This window comes from Leucobacter komagatae (genome assembly GCF_000834055.1).
Classification (GTDB): Bacteria; Actinomycetota; Actinomycetes; order Actinomycetales; family Microbacteriaceae; genus Leucobacter; species Leucobacter komagatae_A.
On record NZ_JXSQ01000003.1, the window covers coordinates 95,613 to 114,649 of the forward strand.

Genomic DNA, 19,037 nt, shown 5'->3' on the forward strand with positions numbered 1-19,037 from the left:
TCGCACAGTGAGCTCAGATCGGGAAGCGGCGGAACAGCCCGCGCCCGAGCACATTTCCAAGCGCCGTTTCGCGCTGCAGATGCAGCAGCCGCTGCCGCGCTCAACGGTGTTCGATCGCCTCGCCTTCCTCGTTGGCGCGGTCGCGGCTGGCTGGCTCGCCGTCATCATCTCGATCCAGAGCGTGCGCTCGCCTTGGGCGCTGTTCCTCTTCATCCCGGTGTGGGCGATCACCGCGTACTTGGTGCTGCCTCGGCTGCACAAGATGCTGTCTGACCTGTACGTTCCCGACTACTTTTTTGGTCGAACGCGCACGGGTGACGGGCTGCTCGGCGACCCGGTCAACCTCGGGGTTGACGGCGGCGCGGAGCAGCTCGACACCGTGATGCGGCGCGCGGGGTGGCACAGGGCCGACGAGATCACGCTCCGCTCAACGTGGGGAATCATCTCGTCGACGCTCACCCGCAAGAGCTATCCGACGGCACCGGTCTCACCGCTCATGCTCTTCGGCAGGCGGCACGACGTTGCCTACCAGCAGGAGGTTGCCGGGAACCCGAAGCAGCGCCACCACGTGCGCTTCTGGCACTGCCCGCCCGGCTGGCTGCTGCCAGGTGGCGCCCGCACCGACTGGCTCGGCGCAGGAACATACGACACCGATGTTGGCCTGTCGCTGTTCACCCTGCAGGTCACGCACCGCATCGACGAGAACACGGACGAGGAGCGTGACTTCGTCGTGTCGAGCGTGCGTGAGGCATCGCCGGAGATCACGGTGCGCACGCTGCGCGATTTCACGACGGGCTACCACTCGCGCAACGGCGGGGGCGACCAGTTCATCACCGACGGCCACTTGCCAGTGATCAACGTTGGCGAGGTGCAGCCAGACGGCGAGGAGCCCGACCGCACGCCCATCGCGCCGCAGACGGCGCAGGAAGTGGTGGATCGGGCACCGCTCAGCATCGCGCTCGCCGTGTTGCTCATCGGCGTCGGCGCGATCGTCGACGTGTTCGCGCTCATCTTCGAGCCCGAGCTGCGCAAGCTCTGGGGCGCCGAGGCCGGCAGTTTCGAGCAGATCTTCGCGGTCGGCCTGACGGGCGTTGGTGGGCTGCTGACCCTCGGGCAGCTCTTCCTCGCATGGCGGCTGCTCAGGCGCGGGCATCGCGCCCGCGTGCTACTCATCGTGTTGCTCGTGTTCACGATCCTTGGCACAGCCGTCGGCTACGTGCAGGGGCTTGAAGCGATCGGTTTGAACGGCACGCTGTTCTCGGCCTCCCTCATGTGCCTCGCGCTGCTCGCGCTGACGAGCGAGTCAGCCGCGGCGTGGACGCGCAGGCACAGTAAGCGCAGGCGCCGCCGCGACACCAGACTGCACACCCCCAACGGCGAAAGCGAGTCCACCCATGACTGACACGAATGAGTTCGGTCAGCCGGTCGGGGAGGCCGTCGACCTCGCGCTCCCCAGGCCAGCTCCGGGCCGCGTCACGCTGCGCGGGGAGTTCTGCACGCTGCAGCCGCTCGATGCCTCCGAGCACGCTGCCGCGCTGTTCGCGGCCTACGATGCGGCGGCCGACGACAGCGCTTGGACGTACATCGGCGTTGGGCCGTTCGGCACCCCAGCGGAGTATCGCGCGTGGGCCGATGGGGCTGCGGCGTCGGCGGATCCGCTGCACTTTGCAGTCATCGACAACGCGAGCGGAGCTCCCCTCGGAACGCTTTCTCTCATGCGGATCGACAGCGCGAACGCAGTGATCGAGGTCGGCTTCGTCGTGTTCTCTCCCGCAATGCAGCGCACGGCGCTCTCGACCGAGGCGCATGCGTTACTCATGCGATACGCCTTCGACGAGCTGGGATACCGGCGCTACGAGTGGAAGTGCGACGCGCTGAACGAACCGTCTCGCCGCGCTGCGGAGCGGCTCGGGTTCAGCTACGAGGGCACCTTCCGCCAAGCGGCCGTCGTGAAGGGCCGCTCGCGCGACACCGCGTGGTTCTCGATCGTCGATGCCGAGTGGCCTGCGCTCAGCGCGGCGTTCGATCGCTGGCTCGATCCCGCGAATTTCGGGCCGGCTGGCGAGCAGCTCAGCCCGCTGCGCGCTCGCTGATTCGCAGGTAGTCCCGGACGCCACGCGCCGCGGTGCGGCCCGCGCGGTTCGCGCCGATCGTGCTCGACGACGGGCCGTAGCCGACGAGTTGCACGCGCGGGTCGGCAACGGCCGCGGTGCCGCGGCCAGCGCTGTCCAACTGGATTCCACCGGCAGGGCTGCGCAGGTGCAGCGGCGCGAGGTGCGCGATGGCCGGCCGAAACCCCGTCGCCCAGATGATGGCGTCGACCTGCTCGAAGTCGCCGTTTGGCCAGCGCACGCCGGTTTCTTCGATCGCCTCGAACATGGGCATGCGGGCGCTGTAGGCGCCGAGTCGTTCCGCCTCGCGCTCCTGTTCGCGCAGCGCGAGGCCGGTGACGCTCACGACGCTCTCGGGTGGGAGCCCGACGGCGACGCGCTGTTCGACGAGCGCGACGGCCGCAGCCCCCGCCTCGGGCGTGAAGTCGTCCGTGCGCCAGACTGGCTCGCGGCGCGTCACCCAGAGCGTGTCGGTGATGGGTGCGAGCGCGCCGAGAAACTGCACGGCGGAGGCGCCCCCGCCGACAATGATGGTGCGCTTGCCGACGAAGTGCTCTGGCCCGGGGTACGCGCTGGTGTGGAACTGCTCGCCGCGGAACCGGGCAGCGCCTGGATAGTGGGGGAGGAATGGCTGCGTCCACGTGCCCGTCGCGTTCACGATCGTGCGCGTGCGCCACAGCCTGTCGCCTGCGTGTACCGCAAGCATCCCGCCGTCGTCCTCAACACGGTCGACCCTGACGGGGCGGAGAACGGGGAGCTCGTGCGCGCGCTCATACTCCGCGAAGTACGCTGGCACGGCCGCGTTTGCGCGGGCCTTCGTGAGCGGCGGCGGTGTCGATCCTGGCAGCTCAGCGACACCGTGGACGTCGCGCATCGTGAGCGCGTCCCACCGGTGCTGCCACGCGCCGCCCGGAGCGCTGTTCGCGTCGAGCACGACGTGGTGCACGCCGAGCCGGCGAAGATGAAAGGAGGCGGACAGTCCTGCCTGGCCAGCGCCTATTACGACGCTGTCGAACACCTCGGCTTGAGTCATTTGACAGTTATGCCTTGCGCTGGCGAACGGGGTGTTCGCTGAGGATCGAGATTCGGTTGAACAGGTTGATTGTTGCCGCCACCCACTCCGCGGCCACGAAGGCGTCGTCACCGAGTACGGTGCGTGCGCCGAACAGATCGGCCTGTGACTCCTCGCTCAGCGGAAGCAGCGTTGCCGCCTCGGCAACCGCGAGTGCTGCCCGCTCCCGCTCGGTGAAGAGTGACGTTTCTCGCCACGCGGCGAGGAGGTCGAGCTGTTGCTGGGAGACCCCAGCCTCGCGTGCCTCGTTCGTGTGAAGATCGAGACAAAACGCGCAGCCGTTGAGCTGCGATGCGCGCACTTTGATGAGCTCGCCCTCTGTCGCGAGCAGTCCACCGTCTGCCGCTGCCTTCGCTATGGCCTGGGAGTAGGCTCCCGCTGCCTTCCAGGCTTGGGGGGCGGCTTTGTCAAGATACGGGCGCATGGTGCTCCTCACTCTGGGTGGCGGTGCTCTCCAGTTAACCAGAGCCGCGCGCGATCCATGCTGGGCGGCTGCTGGGTGGGGACTTGGATGCTGCTGTGTTAGGCGCTGTGCTCGTGCGAGTGCACGCGCGCCCGTGGGGTTCTCGCGAGCCAGCGTCCCGCCGTGCGCTCGATGGCGATCGGGTAGTCGAAGCTCTGCGACACGAGTTCGGTGGTGAGCGTCTCAGCGACATCCCCGGCCGCGAGAACCGCGCCATCGCGCAGCAGCATCGCGTGCGTTGTCGTCTCGGGGAGTTCCTCGAAGTGGTGGGTGACGAGCACCGTGGCGAGCTCGGGGTGGGAATCGTGGAGGTCGTCGAGCGTGGCGAGGAGCTGCTCGCGGGCGGCAACGTCGAGGCCTGTTGACGGCTCGTCGAGCAGCAGCAAGGGAGGGTCGGGCAGCAGCGCCCTTGCGATGAGCGCGCGACCGCGTTCGCCCTGCGACATGGTCGGCCAGCGTGCCTCGCTGCGGTCGCCGAGCCCGAGGGTGTGGATCAGGGCGTCTGCCCGCGCGACGAGCGCTGAGTCTGCCTGCCAGCCCATCATGAGTTCCGTTGTGCCGGTCGCGCCAGTGAGCACGACCTCACGCACCGTGAGTGGCGAACGCAGCGGGTGTCTCGGGTTGACGTGGCCGATCTGTTCGCGGAGCTTGCGGATCTCGACTCGGCCGAGCTGCTGACCGAGCACGTATACGGCACCGCGGGTCGGGTGCCGTTCGGCGCCGCAGAAACTCAGAATCGTGCTCTTGCCAGCGCCGTTTGGCCCGATGAGTGCCCAGTGCTCGCCCGCGCCGATGGTGAATGACACGTCGCTGAGGATCGCGCGACCCTCGCGCACGAAGTTCACCTGCTCGAGCCGCAGCACCTCGCGCGCGGTCACGCTTTCGCCTCGGCGCCGTGTGCGGTGTGCGGGGCTGCGATCGCCTCGCCGAGGGATCTGAGGTGAGCGCGGCTGAGCGCCGCGGCGCCGGACGCATCGCGGTCCGCGATTGCCTGCGCGAGCTCAACGTGGTGGCCGTGATCGCGCGAGCCACTGAAGTCGTTGCTGCCGAACGTGCCGCGGAGCCTGAGCATCTCGATCATCGCGGGGCGGATGCGCGGGGTGAAACCGTCGAACAGTTCGAGCAGAATTGGATTGCCAGCGGCCTGAACGACCGCGCGGTGGAACGCGGTGTCTGCGTCGACGTGGGCTGCGATATCGTCGCGGTGGACGCCGCGGCCCTCGAGCGCGCGGCGGATCGCGCGGAGGTCTGCCGGGGTGCGCCTCGACGCCGCGAGCTCGGCGCTCTCCGCCTCGATCGCGGTGCGCGCCTCGATCACCGCGAGAATGTCTGAGCGGCGCAGCACGAGATCCCAGTCGTCGCGGGCGTCGAGGGCGGTCACGAAGACGCCCGATCCCTGGCGAGAGCTGAGCACGCCGAGACCGGCGAGCTGTCGTATTGCTTCGCGAGCGGTCGATCGGCCGACGCCGAGCTGTGCGCGCGAGCGTCGTCTCGCCCGGCAGTTTTGCGCCGAGTACCCACTCGCCCGCACGGATGCGGTCGAGCAGCACGTCGGCTGCCTGGTCGGCGAGCGAGGAGCGTTGCACCTGGGCCATGAGCGTCTCGTTTCGGTCTGGTCGTTGCGCGCATCTCGGTGGCAGAGTGCCGACCGAAGTGCGCTACTTGTCTGAGGAGTTGTGTTACAGTCTACGCATGTTCTTCCACGGACTCCTTCTTCGCCGCCACGGCGGGGCGTAGCCAGACCGGCTCCCCGGCGTGGGGAGCTGTCGTGCCGGTCACCGTTTGCTTCGCAGAACAGGAACCGACCTCATGACCACGCCCACCGCCCCAGCAGCAGCCCCATTCTGGAACCGGCAGCGCCCCTCCGGCATGCCCTCGAATCGCTACCGCGACGCCCACGCCCGCGTCGACCTGCCGCTCACCGAGCGCGAGTGGCCCACCAAGCGGCTCACCCAGGCGCCGCTCTGGGTGCCCGTCGACCTCCGCGACGGCAACCAGGCGCTCGCCGAGCCCATGGACCCCGAACGCAAGCGCCGCTTCTTCGAGCGCATGGTCGCGATGGGCTACACAGAGATCGAGGTCGGCTACCCGTCGGCATCGCAGACCGACTTCGACTTCGTGCGGCTCATCGCAGAAACCGACATCGCGCCAGACGACGTCACAATCGTCGTGTTCACGGCCGCAAGGCGCGACCTCATCGAGCGCACGGTCGCCTCGATCGCTGGGATCTCGAACCCGGTCGTGATCCACATGTACACCGCGACCGCCCCCATGTGGCGCGACGCCGTCCTCGGGCACAGCCGCGAGTCGCTCAAGGAGCTCATCCTCGCAGGCGGCCGCGACATGCTCGAGCTCGCCGGGCACCTGCCGAACGTGCGCTTCCAGTTCAGCCCGGAGGTCTTCAACCTCACCGAACCCGACTACGTGCTCGACGTGTGCGACGCGATGACCGAGCTGTGGGATGCGCGGCCAGAGCGCCCCGTGATCCTCAACCTGCCGGCGACCGTCGAGATCGCCACCCCGAACATCTACGCCGACCAGATCGAGTACATGCACAAACGGCTTGCGCGCCGCGACGGCGTGATCCTCTCGGTGCACCCGCACAACGACCGCGGCACCGGAATCGCGTGCGCGGAGCTCGCCGTGCTCGCCGGAGCGCAGCGCGTCGAGGGCTGCATCTTCGGCAACGGCGAGCGCACGGGCAACGTCGACATCGCAACCCTCGCCCTCAACCTCCACGCGCAGGGCATCGATCCACAGATCGACTTCTCCGACATCGACGAGATCCGCCGAACCGTCGAGTACTGCAACCGCATCGAGGTGCACCCGCGGCACCCCTACGTCGGCGACCTCGTGCACACCGCGTTTAGCGGCACGCATCAGGACGCGATCAAGAAGGGCTTCGCCGAGCACCGCTCGCGCGCTGCTGCAGCGGGGCTTCCCGAGAGCGACATCGAGTGGCGGGTGCCGTACCTGCCGATCGACCCGGCAGACATCGGGCGCAGCTACGACGCTGTCATCCGCGTGAACTCGCAGTCGGGCAAGGGCGGCATCGCCTACCTGCTCGAAAGCGAGTACGGGATCGAGCTGCCACGCAGGCTGCAGATCGACCTTGCGCGTCGCGTCCAGCAGCACACCGACGCGAGCGGCGAGGAGGTGACCGCGGCAGCGATCTGGGAGATCTTCACCGAGGCCTACCTTGGCCGCGCCGCCGGTGCTCGCCCGAGCGGAAGCGCGGAACCTGCCCCGATCGCGCTTGCCGCGTTCGCGAGCTCAGAGGCCGGCGGAAAGCCCAGCACATCCCTCACGCTGAGCGTCTCTGGCGAAGCGGTCTCGAGCGAACACGAGGGCGTCGGCCCCGTCGAGGCCCTCACAGCGGCCCTCACGGCCTGCGGCGTCGCGATCGAAGTGCTCGAGCTCCATCAGAGCAGCGTCGGCGCGGGCAACGCGAGCGAGGCGATCACGCTCATCGAATACCGCACCCAGCGCGGGGACGCTTGGGCGGCCGGGCGCGACCGGTCAACGCTCGCGGCGACGCTTGCAGCGGTCGTTGCGGCCGCGAACCGCGCGAGCGCGAACCGCGGGAGCGCGGGCACCGTCTCCTAGCCTGCGCGCGTGCGACGCGGGTGGCTCCGGAGCGCACGGGGTGCACGCGGGGTGTGAGCGGGGCGTAATGAACGCCCCGCTGGCGCCCTGCGCCGCTACAGTGGAAAGCACACCCAGCAACGAAGTGGAGACGACGCCATGAGTGACGCCGCACGTATTGGTCTCGGTATGATGCGCATCGAGACCCTCAGCCCCGACGAGATCCGTGAGCTCTACGCAGGAGCGCGCGAGGCCGGCGTGACGCTGTTCGACCACGCAGACATCTACGGCGGCGGCGAGCACGGGTGCGAGCGCCGCTTCGGCGAAGCGCTGCGGCTCACCCCAGCGGAGCGCGAGGAGATCGTGCTGCAGTCGAAGTGCGGCATTCGCCCAGGCAAGCACGGCTTCGACTTTTCCGCTGAGTACATTGTTCGGCGTGCGGAGGAATCGCTCGAGGCGCTCGGCACCGAATACCTCGACGTACTCATGCTCCACAGGCCCGACACGCTCGTCGAGCCAGAGGAGGTCGCCTCGGCGTTTGACCAGCTCGAGCGCGCGGGCAAGGTGCGCGCGTTTGGGGTGTCAAACCACACCTCGCGACAGATCGAGCTATTGAAGACGAGCGTGACGCAGCCCATCGAGGTGAACCAGGTGCAGTTCGGTCTGGGGCACGCGGCGCTCGTTGCGCAGGGCATCGCTGCAAACATGGAGGGCCTGAAGCAGTCAGCCGACCGCGACGGCGGCCTCCTCGAGTACGCCCGCATCAACGGGATCACGCTTGAGGCGTGGTCGCCGTTCCAGCGCGGGTTCTTCAGCGGATCGATTTTCGAGCAGGGCGGGCTGCGCGACCTGCAGACAGTGCTCGGCAGGATTGCTGCGGAGCGCGGCACCACGCCAACCGCGATCGCGACGGCGTGGATCACCAGGCACCCGGCACGCATGCGCGTGGTGCTCGGCACGACGAAGGTACACAGAGTGGCCGAGGCCGTCGCCGGCGCGCAGATCGTGCTCACCCGTGCGGAGTGGTACGAACTCTTCGTCTCGGCTGGCTACGAGGTTCCCTAGGGTTCCGCCCGCTGCCGGGGTGCGCGTGCCGCGCCGTGGCCGCCCGTTGAAGTACACTTGACCCCCGAGACAGCGCACGCTGTCACCCGTGTTCGTCCAAGGGGGATCCCGCATGACCGCTGACCGTGAAGTACTCACCTGGGACGGGTTCGGAGCTGCCACACGCGAGCTTTCGCGTCAGATCGTCGCCGACGGTTTCGCGCCGGAGGTCGTCGTGGCCATCGCCCGCGGAGGGCTGCTCCCCGGGGGCGCGATCGCCTACGGCCTCGGCGCCAAGAACTGCGGCGCGCTCAACGTCGAGTTCTACACGGGCATCGGCACCGTACTCGAGAACCCAGAGGTGCTGCCTCCGGCGCTCGACATGGGGTACCTCAAGGGGCGGCGCGTGCTGCTCGTTGACGACGTAGCCGACTCGGGCCGCACGCTCAAGCTCGCGGTTGAACTGCTCACGGCAGAGGGCGCTGACGTGCGCTCCGTGACGATCTACACGAAGCCTTCGACGGTGATTTACCCTGACTACGCGTGGAAGGACACCGACGCGTGGATCGACTTCCCGTGGTCGGCCGAGGGATCCGTCATCGAAGAGGACGCGAACGCCGCAACCCGCAGCGCCTAAGCAAGCTCCTCAGCGCGCAACGCGAACCAGAGTTCCGCGCGATCCGCCGCGCTTGCGAGCGACCTCCCGGTCAGGCGCTCGATGCGGGTGACGCGGTCGCGCAGGGTGTTGCGGTGGATCCCGAGCGCCGCCGCCGCGGGGCCGCGCTGACCGTCTGAGGCGAACAGCGCGGCAAGCGTGTCGCACAGCAGGTCGCGGTCGGGCTCCGCCGCGGCATCGCCACCCGCTGCGGCTGCCGACAGCGGGCCGAGCACCTCGCGGCTGAGCGCGACGGCCCCGTGCTCACGCGAGTGGCCGAGCGCGAGCACCGCCTCCAGAAACGGGGAATCCCTGTCGGCCCAGATGGCGTGTGCTCTGCGCGGTTCGGCGTAGAGCGACGCCCGGCCTGGGAGATCGCGCAGCCGAGAAACGGCGGAGCGCACGCTCAGTGGGAGGCCGCTCGGGGCGACCGCCCGACCCACGACGAGGTCAAGCCCGTGCTGTTCGATCCTGGTGACGGCTGGCTCAGGGAGCTCCCCGTCGACAATCTGCCAGGCGCGCGCGAGGCCGCCCGCGAGTTCCTCGGTCGACCCGATGAGCCTGTCGATGCCGAGCCGTGGCTCACGTCGCCAGGCCGAGATGTCCTCAGGGGCTCCCTGCACGGCAACGGCCCGGACGGTCGCGGGGAGGGAGAGTCCGGGGGAGAGGACTTCGGCGGTCTCCGCTGGGAAGGTTCCGTCGAGGATCCGCCCGGTGAGAAGCTCCCACCGTGCGCGTTCGGCGCGGTCCGACGCCCGGTCGCTGCGGACGCTGAAGCCGAGCGCCATCGCGCCAGCTGCGATCACTGAGCTCCCCTCCGGCGTCAGCGGGCCCGATCCAGCGATCGCGAGTCGCAGCGAGCCGTCCGTGTCGAGCGCGACGAGCTCGGCGCCGTCCCGCTCGAAGCCCTGCGTGCTTGCGAGGACCCGGTCCGGGCCAGAGAGGAGCGCGAGCTGTCGCCCGGTCGCCTGCGAGATGCTCGCGAGCACCTCGGCCGGGTCCTGGGTGCCGCGCGCGCTGTCGAGCAGCCGTAGCTGCACCTGCAGTGCGGATCGAGCCGCGCGGAGCTCGTCAGAGCGGAGGAGGCCCGCGACGGCCTTGCTCACCGCAATGAAGGGCACGGGCAGCGGGATCTCGAAGAGCGCGACGCGGTATGCACTTGCGGCGTGCAAGAGTGGCGCTGGCACGGTGTCGTGGTTCACTCCAACCCCGAAGCCGATGGCCGCGACCCGCGCACGGCTGAGGCCCGCGACAAAGTCGCGCCAGCCGGGATCGTCCGCGCCGAGTGAGAGCCCCGTTGTCATGATGATCTCGCCGCCCTCGAGATAGTCGCTCAGGCTGAGGAGCTCGGTGATGGAGACCCAGCTGAGCTCGGGATCTCCCGGGCCGGCCTGCAGGAGCGAGAGCCCGAGCGAGGGAACTTCGAGCAGTTGAGAGAGCGTCGCCATGATTGCATTCTCGCACAGTCTCGAAGAATTCGGCTGTGCAACTCTTGCGGAATATTGCGCCCCAAACCCGCATACAGTTGAGCTATGACAACACCAGGTCCGCTCGCGGGAATTCGCGTCGCTGACTTCTCGCGCGTGCTCGCTGGCCCTCACGCCACGATGCTGCTCGCAGACTTCGGCGCCGACGTTATTAAGATCGAGAGCCCCGAGGGCGACGGCACAAGGCAGTGGTCGCCACCGGAGAACGCAATCGGCCAGAGCACGTACTTCGCTGGAGTGAACCGGGGCAAGCGCTCGGTCGTCTGCGACCTGCGCAGCGAGGACGGCCTCGCCAGCGCCCGCGAGCTTGCCGCGACCGCCGACGTCGTCATCGAGAACTTCAAGCCGGGCACCATGGACAAGTTCGGCCTGAGCTATGAGGCACTCGCCGAGCAAAACCCCGGCGTCATCTACTGCTCCATCTCGGGCTTCGGTGACGCAGAAGGCCGCGACCTGCCCGGCTACGACCTGCTCGTGCAGGCCGTCGGCGGGCTCATGAGCATCACCGGACAGGCCGACGATGCTGGCGGTGAGCCGACCAAGGTTGGCGTCGCGCTCGTCGACATCCTCACCGGCCTCAACGCGGTCATCGGCATCCAGGCCGCCCTGCGCGCCCGCGACGGCGAGGGCGGGACGGGCCGCGGCCAGCACGTCAAGGTCACCCTGCTCGGGTCGCTGCTGTCGGCGCTCGCGAACCAGGCCTCGTCAACGCTCGAGACCGGCGCTTCGCCTGGCCGCATGGGCAACGCGCACCCATCGATCGCGCCCTACGAAACGTTCCACGCCGCCGACCAGTCCGTCGCGCTTGCTGTCGGCACCGACGGCCAGTTTGCGAGGCTCTGCGAGGTGCTCGGCATTGCCGAGCTCGCGACTGATGCGCGCTTCACTAACAACCCGGCACGCGTCGCAAACCGCGTCGAGCTTCGCTCGGCGCTCGAGGAGCGCCTGCGCACCCGTAACGCAGACGAATGGATCACCGCGTTCACCGCCGCAAATATTCCGGCAGGGCGGGTGAACACCATCGCACAGGCGATCGAACTCGCCGAGTCCCTCGGCATCGACGCCGTCGCAGAAACGACCGGCATCGCCGCGGACGGCAGTGAGCACACGCTGCGCTCGATTGCGGCCCCGATCCACTTCTCTGCAACCCCAGCACGTTACACGTCGCCGCCTCCCGGCGTCGGCGAGCACCAGGGCGCAACCTGGCTTCCCCGCTCAACCCGCTAGACCCGCTGCACACCCCGAACAAAGGAAACTCATGACCACCACGATCGACCAACTGTTCAACGTCGCCGACTTCGTAACCGAAGAAGAGCGCGAGTGGCAGCTACGGGCCCGCGAGTTCGCACAGACCAAGATCAACCCGATCATCGACGAGGCGTTCGAAGACCGCCGCCTCCCCGTCGAACTGCTGCCCGCCGTCGGCGAGTTCGGCGCGTTCGGCATGTACATGGAGGGCTACGGCCTGCGCGGCGCGTCCTCGGTCGCGTACGGCCTCGTCGCGATGGAGTTCGAGGCGGCAGACTCCGGCTTCCGCACCGCGCTCTCCGTGCAGGGCTCGCTCGCAATGGGCGCGATCTACAAGTTCGGCTCCGAAGAGCAGAAGCAGCAGTGGCTGCCAGCAATGGGCCGCGGCGAGGCCATCGGCTTCTTCGGCCTCACCGAGCCGCAGGGCGGCTCCGACCCCAACACGATGCTCACCTCGGCACGCCGCGACGGCGACCAGTGGGTACTCAACGGCAAGAAGCGCTGGATCGGCCTCGCAACCATCGCGCAGGTCGGCGTCATCTGGGCGAAGGACGAGGAGGGCGTCGTCCGCGGCTTCGTCGTGCCGACCGAGACCGAGGGCTTTAAGGCGACCGCTATCGAGAACAAGCTCTCGATGCGTGCCTCGCTGCAGACCGAGATTGAGCTCACCGACGTGCGCCTGCCAGCAGACGCGATCCTCCCCGGAGCGAAGGGCCTCTCGGCTCCGTTCAAGTGCCTGAACGAGGCGCGCTACGGCATCGCCTGGGGCGTCATGGGCGCCGCGCGCTCGTGCCTCGAGGCCGCTGTTGAACGCTCGCAGACCCGCGAGGTCTTCGGGGCTCCGATCGGTTCGAAGCAGATCATCCAGGCGCAGCTCGCCGACATGTTCGTCGAGTACGAGAAGGGCATGCTGCTCGCACTGCACCTCGGCCGGCTCAAGGACGCGGGCCAGCTGACCTACGGCCAGATCTCGGTCGGCAAGCTGAACAACGTGCGCGAGGCTATCAAGATCGCCGGCAACTGCCGCTCGATCCTCGGTGGCGACGGCATCACGAGCGATTTCCCCGTGATGCGCCACATGGCGAACCTCGAGTCGGTCCGCACCTACGAGGGCACCGACGAGGTCCACCAGCTCGTCATCGGCCGCGAACTCACCGGCATCGCAGCCTTCTAAGCTGTCACGCGAAGTGCCCGTTGCCCCTCGGGGTGGCGGGCACTTCTGCTGTTCCTGGGCGCAGCTGCGCTGCGCGCTGCGCGCTGCGCGCTGCGTGGACAATTTGGCCTGCTCGGCGGCGATATCTCTGAAATCTGCGATTCCAAGGCAAAACTTCCGGATTTTTGGGTGAGTAATCGCAGATCCCCTATGAATTGCCGCGAGGACCGGGTGCTCCGCCGCCTCAGCCCGCTTCCGAGACCACCGCTGACGCCGCCCACACTCCGCCCGCCCGCCGCCCACGGAGCTTCCACAAACAACCCACGGAGCTTCCACAAAGAACCCACAAAGAACCAACAAACCTCCCACAAACCGCCCACGGAGCACCCAAAGACGCGTCGCGCATCGTCCGCGGGCACACCCTTTGGCAGCCCGCAGGCGTTTCCTTCGGCGACCCGTGGCCAGCCGAGGGCGTTCTACTCGGGGGGGGGGGGGGGGGGGGTAGGGTGCTCTCTACTCGATGAGGCCGGAATCGATAAAGCGGTCGTCGTTCTCGCGCGGGTCCACCCTGCCGTCGGTGTTGTTGCTCAACAGCCAGAGCTTCCCGTCAGGCGACACCACGACGTCGCGGATGCGGCCGTACTCCTCGACGAAGTGGTCCTGGCTCGCTGTGAGGTCGGCGAGCGGAACGGTGCGCACCCGCTGCCCACGTAGGTTCGCGATGTAGATCGTGTCTCCCGCGATCGCGATGCCGCTCGGGCTCGCGTCTGCCGGCCGCCACTGCTGCACGGGGTCGACGAAGCGCTCGTCGCCCGCGATGCCCTCGACCGTCGGCCAGCCGTAGTTCGCGCCGGCCGTGATGACGTTGAGTTCGTCCCAGGTGTCCTGGCCGAACTCGCTCGAGTACATGGTGCCGTCTTTCGCCCACGCGATGCCCTGCGGGTTGCGGTGCCCGTAGCTGTACACGGGCGAATCGTCGAACGGGTTGTCGGACGGGATCTCGCCTTCCGGTGTGAGCCTGAGGATCTTGCCAGCTGGGCTGGAGAGATCCTGGGAGAGCTCGGGCTGCGAAGCGTCGCCAGCTGTGACGTAGAGCATCCCGTCTGGGCCGAAGGCGATGCGGCCGCCGTTATGCGAGGACGCGCTCGGGATCCCCTGGATGATCGACGTCGGTTCTCCGATCGCGAGGCTTCCTGGCTCACCCGTGATGGGGAAGCGCTGCACGCGGTTGCCCTCGGCCGCGGTCGAATACGCGTAGAGGAACTCGGGTTGCTCGCCATCGGTCGCCGGGGAGACGGCGAGCCCGAGCAGCCCGCCCTCGCCGCCGTGGACGACGCCGGCGATGGTCGCAACCTCGCGCACCTCCCCGTCTTCCGTGAGTTCGAGGAGACGCGCGCTGTCGCGCTCGCTCACGAGTGCGGAGTTGCGCACGAACGCGACAGACCACGGCGCTCCGAGGTTGAGTGAGGGCTCGCGCGGGCCGAGAGGCTCGGGCGTCGCCGGTGCTTCCTCGCTCGGTGATGGCGTAGTCGTCGGTGTCTCCGCGGGCGGCGGAGTGGGCGTAGCCGTGCACGCGCTGAGCGCGAGAAGCAGGCCGGCCGAGGCTGCGATGAGCCCGAGTGTGCGTCGCGAAGTAGTCATAGTGTCCTCCAACAACACACGGTACTTCATCGGGGTGTGATCCCACGCAGGATTAGTTATAGTTGAAATAGAATTACTGGCGTAGGGAGGGTGCATGCTCATCAGAATCGACGAGGCGAGCGACCGCGATATCTACGCGCAGATCGCCGACTCCGTGCGCGCTGACATTGCGAGCGGAAGGATGGTTGCGGGCGCGACGCTCCCCGCAGCCAAGCGGCTCGCGGAGGCGCTCGACATCAACGTGCACACCGTGCTGCGTGCTTACCAACAGCTCCGCGACGAGCGGCTCATCGATTTGCGCCGCGGCCGGGGCGCGGTTGTCACACAACTAGCCGGCACGCTCGTCGAGCTGTCTGGCGAGGTGCGCGCGCTCGTCTCCCGCGCCCAGTCGCTCGGCGTGAGCCAGGAGACCGTCGCCGCGATGGTTGCCCACGTCGGCCCTGACGCGCCACCGCCCGCTGGCAACGAACCCGTCCCACTCCGCCTCGCCGAGGGGCTGGCCGCCGCATGAGCGCACAGGCATCATCGCCCGCCGAGCCCGCCGAGCCCGCCGAGCACCCGGAGCTGCCGCGTGCCCGCACGGCCGCGCGAGTCATTGGCCTCTACATCCCGCTCGGGCTCGTCGTCACCGAGGTCATGGTGTTTCTCCTCTGGCTGCCCCGGCTGCCCGACGAAGTCGCGGTGCACTGGAACGGCGCGGGCGTCGCAGACGGCTTCGCGAGCCCGATCCTTTCGCTCGTCATGTTCCCGCTCAGCGGCCTCATCATCGCGTCGCTGTTCTTCACGACGAAGGTGTTCGACCTGCAGGCGAAGCTGTCGCCGAGCCGGGGCCGCGACGTGTGGGGGCCCATAAACAGGATCCTGCCAGCGATCATCCTGAGCTCTGCCGTGGGGATCTTCCTCCTCGGGATGATCACCACCTGGCTGCAGCTCGACCTTGCCGACGGCCGCGACCTCGCGCCGAACGCGGCCGCCATGATCGTGCCCTGGGCTATCGCCGTCCCCGTCGGCGCGCTCGCGTATTTCGCGCAGCCCAAGCTCGTGGTGCGCGCAGACGTCGCAGCTGACCGGGGCGAGCCGCTCGAGCTCGCCAGGCAAGAACGCGTCGCCTGGCTTGGCACGGTGGCCGCCTCGAAGCCCTACCTGTGGGTGATGGCCTCGGCGCTCGTCGTTGTGGTGGCGAGCCTCATTTTCTCACTGTCCCTCCGGCCGCTGAGCCTGGCCGTACTAGTGGTGAACATCGCGGCGCTCGTGCTCGTGCTCGTGCTCACGGTGACGGGCCTGCGCTTCAACGTGCGGATCGACGAGCGTGGCTTCGAGGCCCGATCGTTCATCGGCTGGCCGGTGGTTCGCGCGACAGCGGCGAACGTCGCCGACGTGGCCGTCGGTGACGTGGACCCCTTCGGGGAGTTCGGCGGCTGGGGGCTCAGGCTCTCGGTCGACGGAAAGGTCGGCATTGTGATGCGCAGGGGAGAGGGGCTGCGGATCGAACGGCGCACGGGGCGCCCGATCGTCGTAACGCTCGACGACGCCGATACCGCAGCCGCGGCGCTCGCGACCGCCGCACAGTCCGCGCACACGCAGCACACGCAGCAAACGCAGAACCCAGGAGATCACCATGAGTCTTAGTCCACAGCTTGCGACCGCGAAGCGTGCGGCCCTCATCGTCGGCACCGCCCTGCCGCTCCTCATCCTGCTGGTCTCGGCGGCGCTGCAGCTTGCCTGGCTCCCGCGGATGCCGAGCCCTGCCGCCGTGCACTGGGGAGCGTCCGGGCTGCCTGACGGCTTCGGCTCTCCGTGGCAGAATCTGGGGCTTTTTGTGGGTGTGAACGTGATGATGCTGGCGCTGCCGCTTGTCGGGCGCTTCCAGGCGAGCCGTCCGTCGACCGGGCTCCCGAAGGCGACCTGGGCGTCGGGGAGCAGGTTCTTGCCAGCGTTTGTACTTGGCATGACGGTTTCGTTGCAGACGCAGGCCATCGGGGTCTCCCTCGCGCAGCTCGACGCCGCAGACGCCCGCGACACGGGTTCGACGCTGTGGGCCCTCATCGGCGGCTTCGCGGGCGGCGCAATCGTTGGTGTTGTCGCGTATCTGTTGCAGCCGAAGCTGCAGCTCGACCCTGAGACGGGTGAGCCGGCCGCAGAGCCCCTCCCGCTCAGCGGCGCAGAGCGCGCGGTGTGGGTGGGGGACGTCACCCCGTCGCGCACAATGTCGCTGGTCGTCACGAGCATCCTTGTGCTGCTCGTAGCGCTCAGCGTCTGGATGTTCACGATCGAGGCCGTCGCAGGGTGGATCACGCTCGGCACGCTCGTGTTCTTCGCCGCACTCATGCTCATGGGAATGCGCTTCAGGGTGCGGATCGGACCGCAGGGCTTCGAGGCGAAGTCGGTGATCGGCTTCCCAGTGTTCCGGGTGCCGGCGGCGGACGTCGCCGGCGTCGTTACCGCCGAGATCAACCCACTCGGCGAGTTCGGCGGCTGGGGGCTGAGGTTCTCTGGCAACCGCACGGGCATCGTGCCTCGCGGTGGTGAGGGGATTGTCATCACCAGGCGCGACGGCCGCGTGCTCGTCGCCACGCTCGCGGGGGCAGAGGAGGCAGCCGCCGTGCTGAGCGCCGCAGCCGCCGGCGCGAGCACACAGCAGACAGGACCCGCGCCAGGTCCGCGCGGGGTACTCAGCATCGCACCAGAAATCGAAGGAGATTCGCAATGAGTTTGGATCCACACGCCGCGCAGCAGGTGCCGCCGGTGCACACCCAGGTGCCGCCCGTGCACCAGCCAGCACAGCCAGCGCCCGAACCGCTCACGCGGGTGCCCTGGGGGAGCGTTGGGCTCTTCGTTGCCCTCGCGCTCGGCCTCGCGTGGATCGTCGCGCTGCCGATCTGGCTCCTCGACCTGAGCAACCCCGCTGGCATAAGCATGGGCACGCAGCTGCTCATCCAGTTCACCCCCGTTGCGATGATGTTCACCCCGGCGATCGCGATGCTCGTTGTCGTGTTCCTCGCGCAGACCCCGCGAACCGGGCGGGCGCGCTTCCTCGGACTGTGGCCGCTGCGGCCGGCGAAGCGTGTGGTCTGGTTTATCGTGCTTGGCGCGCTCGCGCCCGCCCTGCTCGTCGCCCTCGCGCTGCTTGTCGCGACCCTGTTCGGATGGTTCACCCCAGATTTCGAGAACCTCTCGGGGTTCACGGCGGCGCTCGGGCCAGCTGCGACGTCTCCGGAGGCTGTGCGAACGATCCTTTACGTGCAGCTCGCGATGCTTCCGATAGCCGGACTCCTCAACCTGCTGCCCGCCTTCGGTGAGGAGATCGGCTGGCGCGGCTGGCTCCTCCCCGCGCTGCGGCCGCTCGGCACCTGGCGCGCGCTGGTGCTCAGCGGAGTGATCTGGGGTGTGTGGCACGCGCCGCTCACCCTCATGGGCCACAACTTCCAGCTCTTCGACTGGCGAGGCGTCGCGCTCATGACCGTCGGCAGCGTGATCTTTGGCGTGCTGTTCGGGTGGCTGCGCCTGCGCAGCGGCTCGGTGTGGCCTGCCGTCCTCGCGCACGGAGCCCTCAACGGGGCTGGGGCGCTGTTCGCGCTGTTCGCAATGGCTGGCGTCGAGCAGCCGCTCTGGCTCGTGAACCCGCTCGGGGTGTCCGGGTGGATCGCTGGCGCGATCGTTATTCTCGTGCTGTTCGTCACCAAGCAGTTCGGCAAGGAGCCTGGGCTCGCGCCGCCGCGTCGCTAGGGAATCCTCGCGGTAGCGCACACAACAGCAGGAGCCCCGACGAATTCGTCGGGGCTCCTGCTGTTCGTGGTGGCTGTGCGGCTGCCTAGCCGTTGTCTGAGGCGAGGAACCAGGCAGGAAGCAGCTGCGGGAGGTTCTCGAAGAAGCGCTCGCGCGACATGTCGCCCTCGAGGATCCACACGCGGATCGCTCCCGTTGCGCCGTTCGCGAGGAACGCGGCCGCGACGTCGAGGTCGATGTCGGGAACCGCTGGCTTCCGCTTGCGGCGCTTCGTGAGGTACGTCTCAGCGATGTTCGTGAGGAAGCGCGAGAGCATCATGGGCACGGTGCCGTCGACCTGATCGTTGAACGCGATCGTGTACAGCTCGCGTCGCGCCTCGAGGTGATCGAGCGCGGTGTAGATGCAGTGCGTGAACGGATCGACCGAACCGTTCGGAGCCGCAGCGTCGCAGGTCTCCTTGAGTTCTGTTTGCAGGGCGTCAGCGAGGGCCTCGGCCGGGGTCGTGTAGTGCTTGTAGAAGGTCACACGGTTAATTCCCGCGGTTTCCGCGAGTTCGGAGACGGTGATTTCTCCGACAGGCTTTTGGGTGGCAAGATCGGTGATCGCCCCATGGAGAGCGGCACGGGTCCGCAGGATGCGCGCGTCAGTCATAGCCTTAGCCTAGCGGGGATTCATGGAGGAATTGCAATACAGGAAAACTTTTCTGTTGTCGGATATGTAGGAAATCTACGAACAAGTCCGGTTACGGTTGTTGAGTTCTCATGTTGCCACTGTTGTTGCCTTGTGAAGGCGGGCCCCCAAGTGGCGCGCCACAGCGCACCGGCGCTGCGTAGACAGTGCGCCGCGTGTCG

Annotated in this window: 18 protein-coding genes and 1 pseudogene; 11 read left to right on the forward strand and 8 right to left on the reverse strand. The window is 68.2% G+C overall.

The features are described from left to right. The first annotated feature begins 7 nt into the window (after positions 1-7). Entirely contained in the window at positions 8-1,402 is a 1,395-nt protein-coding gene (locus tag SD72_RS03415; protein ID WP_052492438.1) for an LssY C-terminal domain-containing protein, read from the forward strand. Beyond that, positions 1,395-2,093: a GNAT family N-acetyltransferase gene (locus tag SD72_RS03420; RefSeq protein WP_042543033.1), complete on the forward strand. Its 699-nt coding sequence runs from the start codon at positions 1,395-1,397 to the stop codon at positions 2,091-2,093. Before SD72_RS03415 ends, SD72_RS03420 begins: the two co-directional genes overlap by 8 nt. On the opposite strand, the gene SD72_RS03425 is transcribed toward SD72_RS03420, so the two are convergent. The 5 genes and pseudogenes from SD72_RS03425 to SD72_RS18560 all read right to left on the reverse strand — a co-directional run. Further along, positions 2,071-3,144: an NAD(P)-binding domain-containing protein gene (locus tag SD72_RS03425; RefSeq protein ID WP_042543034.1), complete on the reverse strand. Its 1,074-nt coding sequence runs from the start codon at positions 3,142-3,144 to the stop codon at positions 2,071-2,073. The genes SD72_RS03420 and SD72_RS03425 overlap by 23 nt on opposite strands. Positions 3,145-3,151: 7 nt before the next feature. Further along, positions 3,152-3,607: a carboxymuconolactone decarboxylase family protein gene (locus tag SD72_RS03430; RefSeq protein ID WP_042543035.1), complete on the reverse strand. Its 456-nt coding sequence runs from the start codon at positions 3,605-3,607 to the stop codon at positions 3,152-3,154. A gap of 98 nt (positions 3,608-3,705) precedes the next feature. After that, positions 3,706-4,524: an ABC transporter ATP-binding protein gene (locus tag SD72_RS03435; RefSeq protein WP_042543036.1), complete on the reverse strand. Its 819-nt coding sequence runs from the start codon at positions 4,522-4,524 to the stop codon at positions 3,706-3,708. After that, positions 4,521-5,027: a FadR/GntR family transcriptional regulator gene (locus SD72_RS03440; RefSeq protein ID WP_332307490.1), complete on the reverse strand. Its 507-nt coding sequence runs from the start codon at positions 5,025-5,027 to the stop codon at positions 4,521-4,523. Before SD72_RS03440 ends, SD72_RS03435 begins: the two co-directional genes overlap by 4 nt. Positions 5,028-5,072: 45 nt before the next feature. Beyond that, positions 5,073-5,177: pseudogene (locus tag SD72_RS18560) on the reverse strand (hypothetical protein); the annotation flags it as partial. Between the two features lie 278 nt (positions 5,178-5,455). Between SD72_RS18560 and SD72_RS03445 the strand changes: the two are divergent. The 3 genes from SD72_RS03445 (at position 5,456) to SD72_RS03455 (ending at position 8,912) form a co-directional block, all read left to right on the forward strand. Next, the gene (locus SD72_RS03445; RefSeq protein WP_042543037.1) at positions 5,456-7,252 is read left to right on the forward strand and encodes a 2-isopropylmalate synthase; all 1,797 of its coding nucleotides are present in this window, start codon (positions 5,456-5,458) and stop codon (positions 7,250-7,252) included. A gap of 138 nt (positions 7,253-7,390) precedes the next feature. Beyond that, on the forward strand, positions 7,391-8,296 hold the full coding sequence (locus tag SD72_RS03450) for an aldo/keto reductase (protein WP_042543038.1): 906 nt from the start codon (positions 7,391-7,393) through the stop codon (positions 8,294-8,296). Positions 8,297-8,408: 112 nt separating this feature from the next. After that, complete coding sequence (locus tag SD72_RS03455; RefSeq protein ID WP_042543039.1) at positions 8,409-8,912, forward strand: phosphoribosyltransferase; 504 nt, start codon at positions 8,409-8,411, stop codon at positions 8,910-8,912. Here SD72_RS03455 and SD72_RS03460 read toward each other — a convergent pair. Then, entirely contained in the window at positions 8,909-10,378 is a 1,470-nt protein-coding gene (locus SD72_RS03460) for a PucR family transcriptional regulator (protein WP_042543040.1), read from the reverse strand. The two genes, SD72_RS03455 and SD72_RS03460, sit on opposite strands and share 4 nt — an antisense overlap. An 84-nt stretch (positions 10,379-10,462) precedes the next feature. Between SD72_RS03460 and SD72_RS03465 the strand changes: the two genes are divergently transcribed. Both SD72_RS03465 and SD72_RS03470 read left to right on the forward strand, forming a co-directional pair. Next, complete coding sequence (locus tag SD72_RS03465) at positions 10,463-11,644, forward strand: CaiB/BaiF CoA transferase family protein (protein WP_042543041.1); 1,182 nt, start codon at positions 10,463-10,465, stop codon at positions 11,642-11,644. 31 nt (positions 11,645-11,675) lie between these two features. Then, on the forward strand, positions 11,676-12,839 hold the full coding sequence (locus SD72_RS03470) for an acyl-CoA dehydrogenase family protein (protein ID WP_042543042.1): 1,164 nt from the start codon (positions 11,676-11,678) through the stop codon (positions 12,837-12,839). A gap of 492 nt (positions 12,840-13,331) precedes the next feature. Here SD72_RS03470 and SD72_RS03475 read toward each other — a convergent pair whose 3' ends face one another. Then, positions 13,332-14,459: a PQQ-dependent sugar dehydrogenase gene (locus SD72_RS03475; RefSeq protein ID WP_042543043.1), complete on the reverse strand. Its 1,128-nt coding sequence runs from the start codon at positions 14,457-14,459 to the stop codon at positions 13,332-13,334. 94 nt (positions 14,460-14,553) lie between these two features. Between SD72_RS03475 and SD72_RS03480 the strand changes: the two genes are divergently transcribed. The 4 genes from SD72_RS03480 to SD72_RS03495 are packed head-to-tail and all read left to right on the forward strand — an operon-like array spanning position 14,554 to position 18,185. Then, a complete protein-coding gene (locus SD72_RS03480) occupies positions 14,554-14,970 on the forward strand; it encodes a GntR family transcriptional regulator (protein ID WP_042543044.1) in 417 nt (138 codons plus the stop codon). Further along, entirely contained in the window at positions 14,967-16,088 is a 1,122-nt protein-coding gene (locus SD72_RS03485) for a DUF1648 domain-containing protein (RefSeq protein ID WP_042543045.1), read from the forward strand. Before SD72_RS03480 ends, SD72_RS03485 begins: the two co-directional genes overlap by 4 nt. Beyond that, positions 16,078-17,169, forward strand: coding sequence for a DUF1648 domain-containing protein (locus tag SD72_RS03490; protein ID WP_042543046.1), 1,092 nt, complete (start codon positions 16,078-16,080; stop codon positions 17,167-17,169). The genes SD72_RS03485 and SD72_RS03490 overlap by 11 nt, the downstream gene beginning before the upstream one ends. Then, positions 17,166-18,185, forward strand: coding sequence for a CPBP family intramembrane glutamic endopeptidase (locus SD72_RS03495; RefSeq protein ID WP_084766739.1), 1,020 nt, complete (start codon positions 17,166-17,168; stop codon positions 18,183-18,185). The genes SD72_RS03490 and SD72_RS03495 overlap by 4 nt, the downstream gene beginning before the upstream one ends. Before the next feature lie 85 nt (positions 18,186-18,270). On the opposite strand, the gene SD72_RS03500 is transcribed toward SD72_RS03495, so the two are convergent. Further along, complete coding sequence (locus SD72_RS03500) at positions 18,271-18,837, reverse strand: TetR/AcrR family transcriptional regulator (protein WP_042543047.1); 567 nt, start codon at positions 18,835-18,837, stop codon at positions 18,271-18,273. Between the last annotated feature and the right edge of the window lie 200 nt (positions 18,838-19,037).

What these genes read in the sequence shown, in the direction of transcription:
- SD72_RS03420 (WP_042543033.1), top strand. Translation starts at nt 1,395, where the DNA reads ATGACTGACACGAATGAGTTCGGTCAGCCGGTCGGGGAGGCCGTCGAC.
- SD72_RS03425 (WP_042543034.1), bottom strand. Translation starts at nt 3,144, where the DNA reads ATGACTCAAGCCGAGGTGTTCGACAGCGTCGTAATAGGCGCTGGCCAG.
- SD72_RS03430 (WP_042543035.1), bottom strand. Translation starts at nt 3,607, where the DNA reads ATGCGCCCGTATCTTGACAAAGCCGCCCCCCAAGCCTGGAAGGCAGCG.
- SD72_RS03445 (WP_042543037.1), top strand. Translation starts at nt 5,456, where the DNA reads ATGACCACGCCCACCGCCCCAGCAGCAGCCCCATTCTGGAACCGGCAG.
- SD72_RS03450 (WP_042543038.1), top strand. Translation starts at nt 7,391, where the DNA reads ATGAGTGACGCCGCACGTATTGGTCTCGGTATGATGCGCATCGAGACC.
- SD72_RS03455 (WP_042543039.1), top strand. Translation starts at nt 8,409, where the DNA reads ATGACCGCTGACCGTGAAGTACTCACCTGGGACGGGTTCGGAGCTGCC.
- SD72_RS03460 (WP_042543040.1), bottom strand. Translation starts at nt 10,378, where the DNA reads ATGGCGACGCTCTCTCAACTGCTCGAAGTTCCCTCGCTCGGGCTCTCG.
- SD72_RS03465 (WP_042543041.1), top strand. Translation starts at nt 10,463, where the DNA reads ATGACAACACCAGGTCCGCTCGCGGGAATTCGCGTCGCTGACTTCTCG.
- SD72_RS03470 (WP_042543042.1), top strand. Translation starts at nt 11,676, where the DNA reads ATGACCACCACGATCGACCAACTGTTCAACGTCGCCGACTTCGTAACC.
- SD72_RS03475 (WP_042543043.1), bottom strand. Translation starts at nt 14,459, where the DNA reads ATGACTACTTCGCGACGCACACTCGGGCTCATCGCAGCCTCGGCCGGC.
- SD72_RS03480 (WP_042543044.1), top strand. Translation starts at nt 14,554, where the DNA reads ATGCTCATCAGAATCGACGAGGCGAGCGACCGCGATATCTACGCGCAG.
- SD72_RS03485 (WP_042543045.1), top strand. Translation starts at nt 14,967, where the DNA reads ATGAGCGCACAGGCATCATCGCCCGCCGAGCCCGCCGAGCCCGCCGAG.
- SD72_RS03490 (WP_042543046.1), top strand. Translation starts at nt 16,078, where the DNA reads ATGAGTCTTAGTCCACAGCTTGCGACCGCGAAGCGTGCGGCCCTCATC.
- SD72_RS03495 (WP_084766739.1), top strand. Translation starts at nt 17,166, where the DNA reads ATGAGTTTGGATCCACACGCCGCGCAGCAGGTGCCGCCGGTGCACACC.
- SD72_RS03500 (WP_042543047.1), bottom strand. Translation starts at nt 18,837, where the DNA reads ATGACTGACGCGCGCATCCTGCGGACCCGTGCCGCTCTCCATGGGGCG.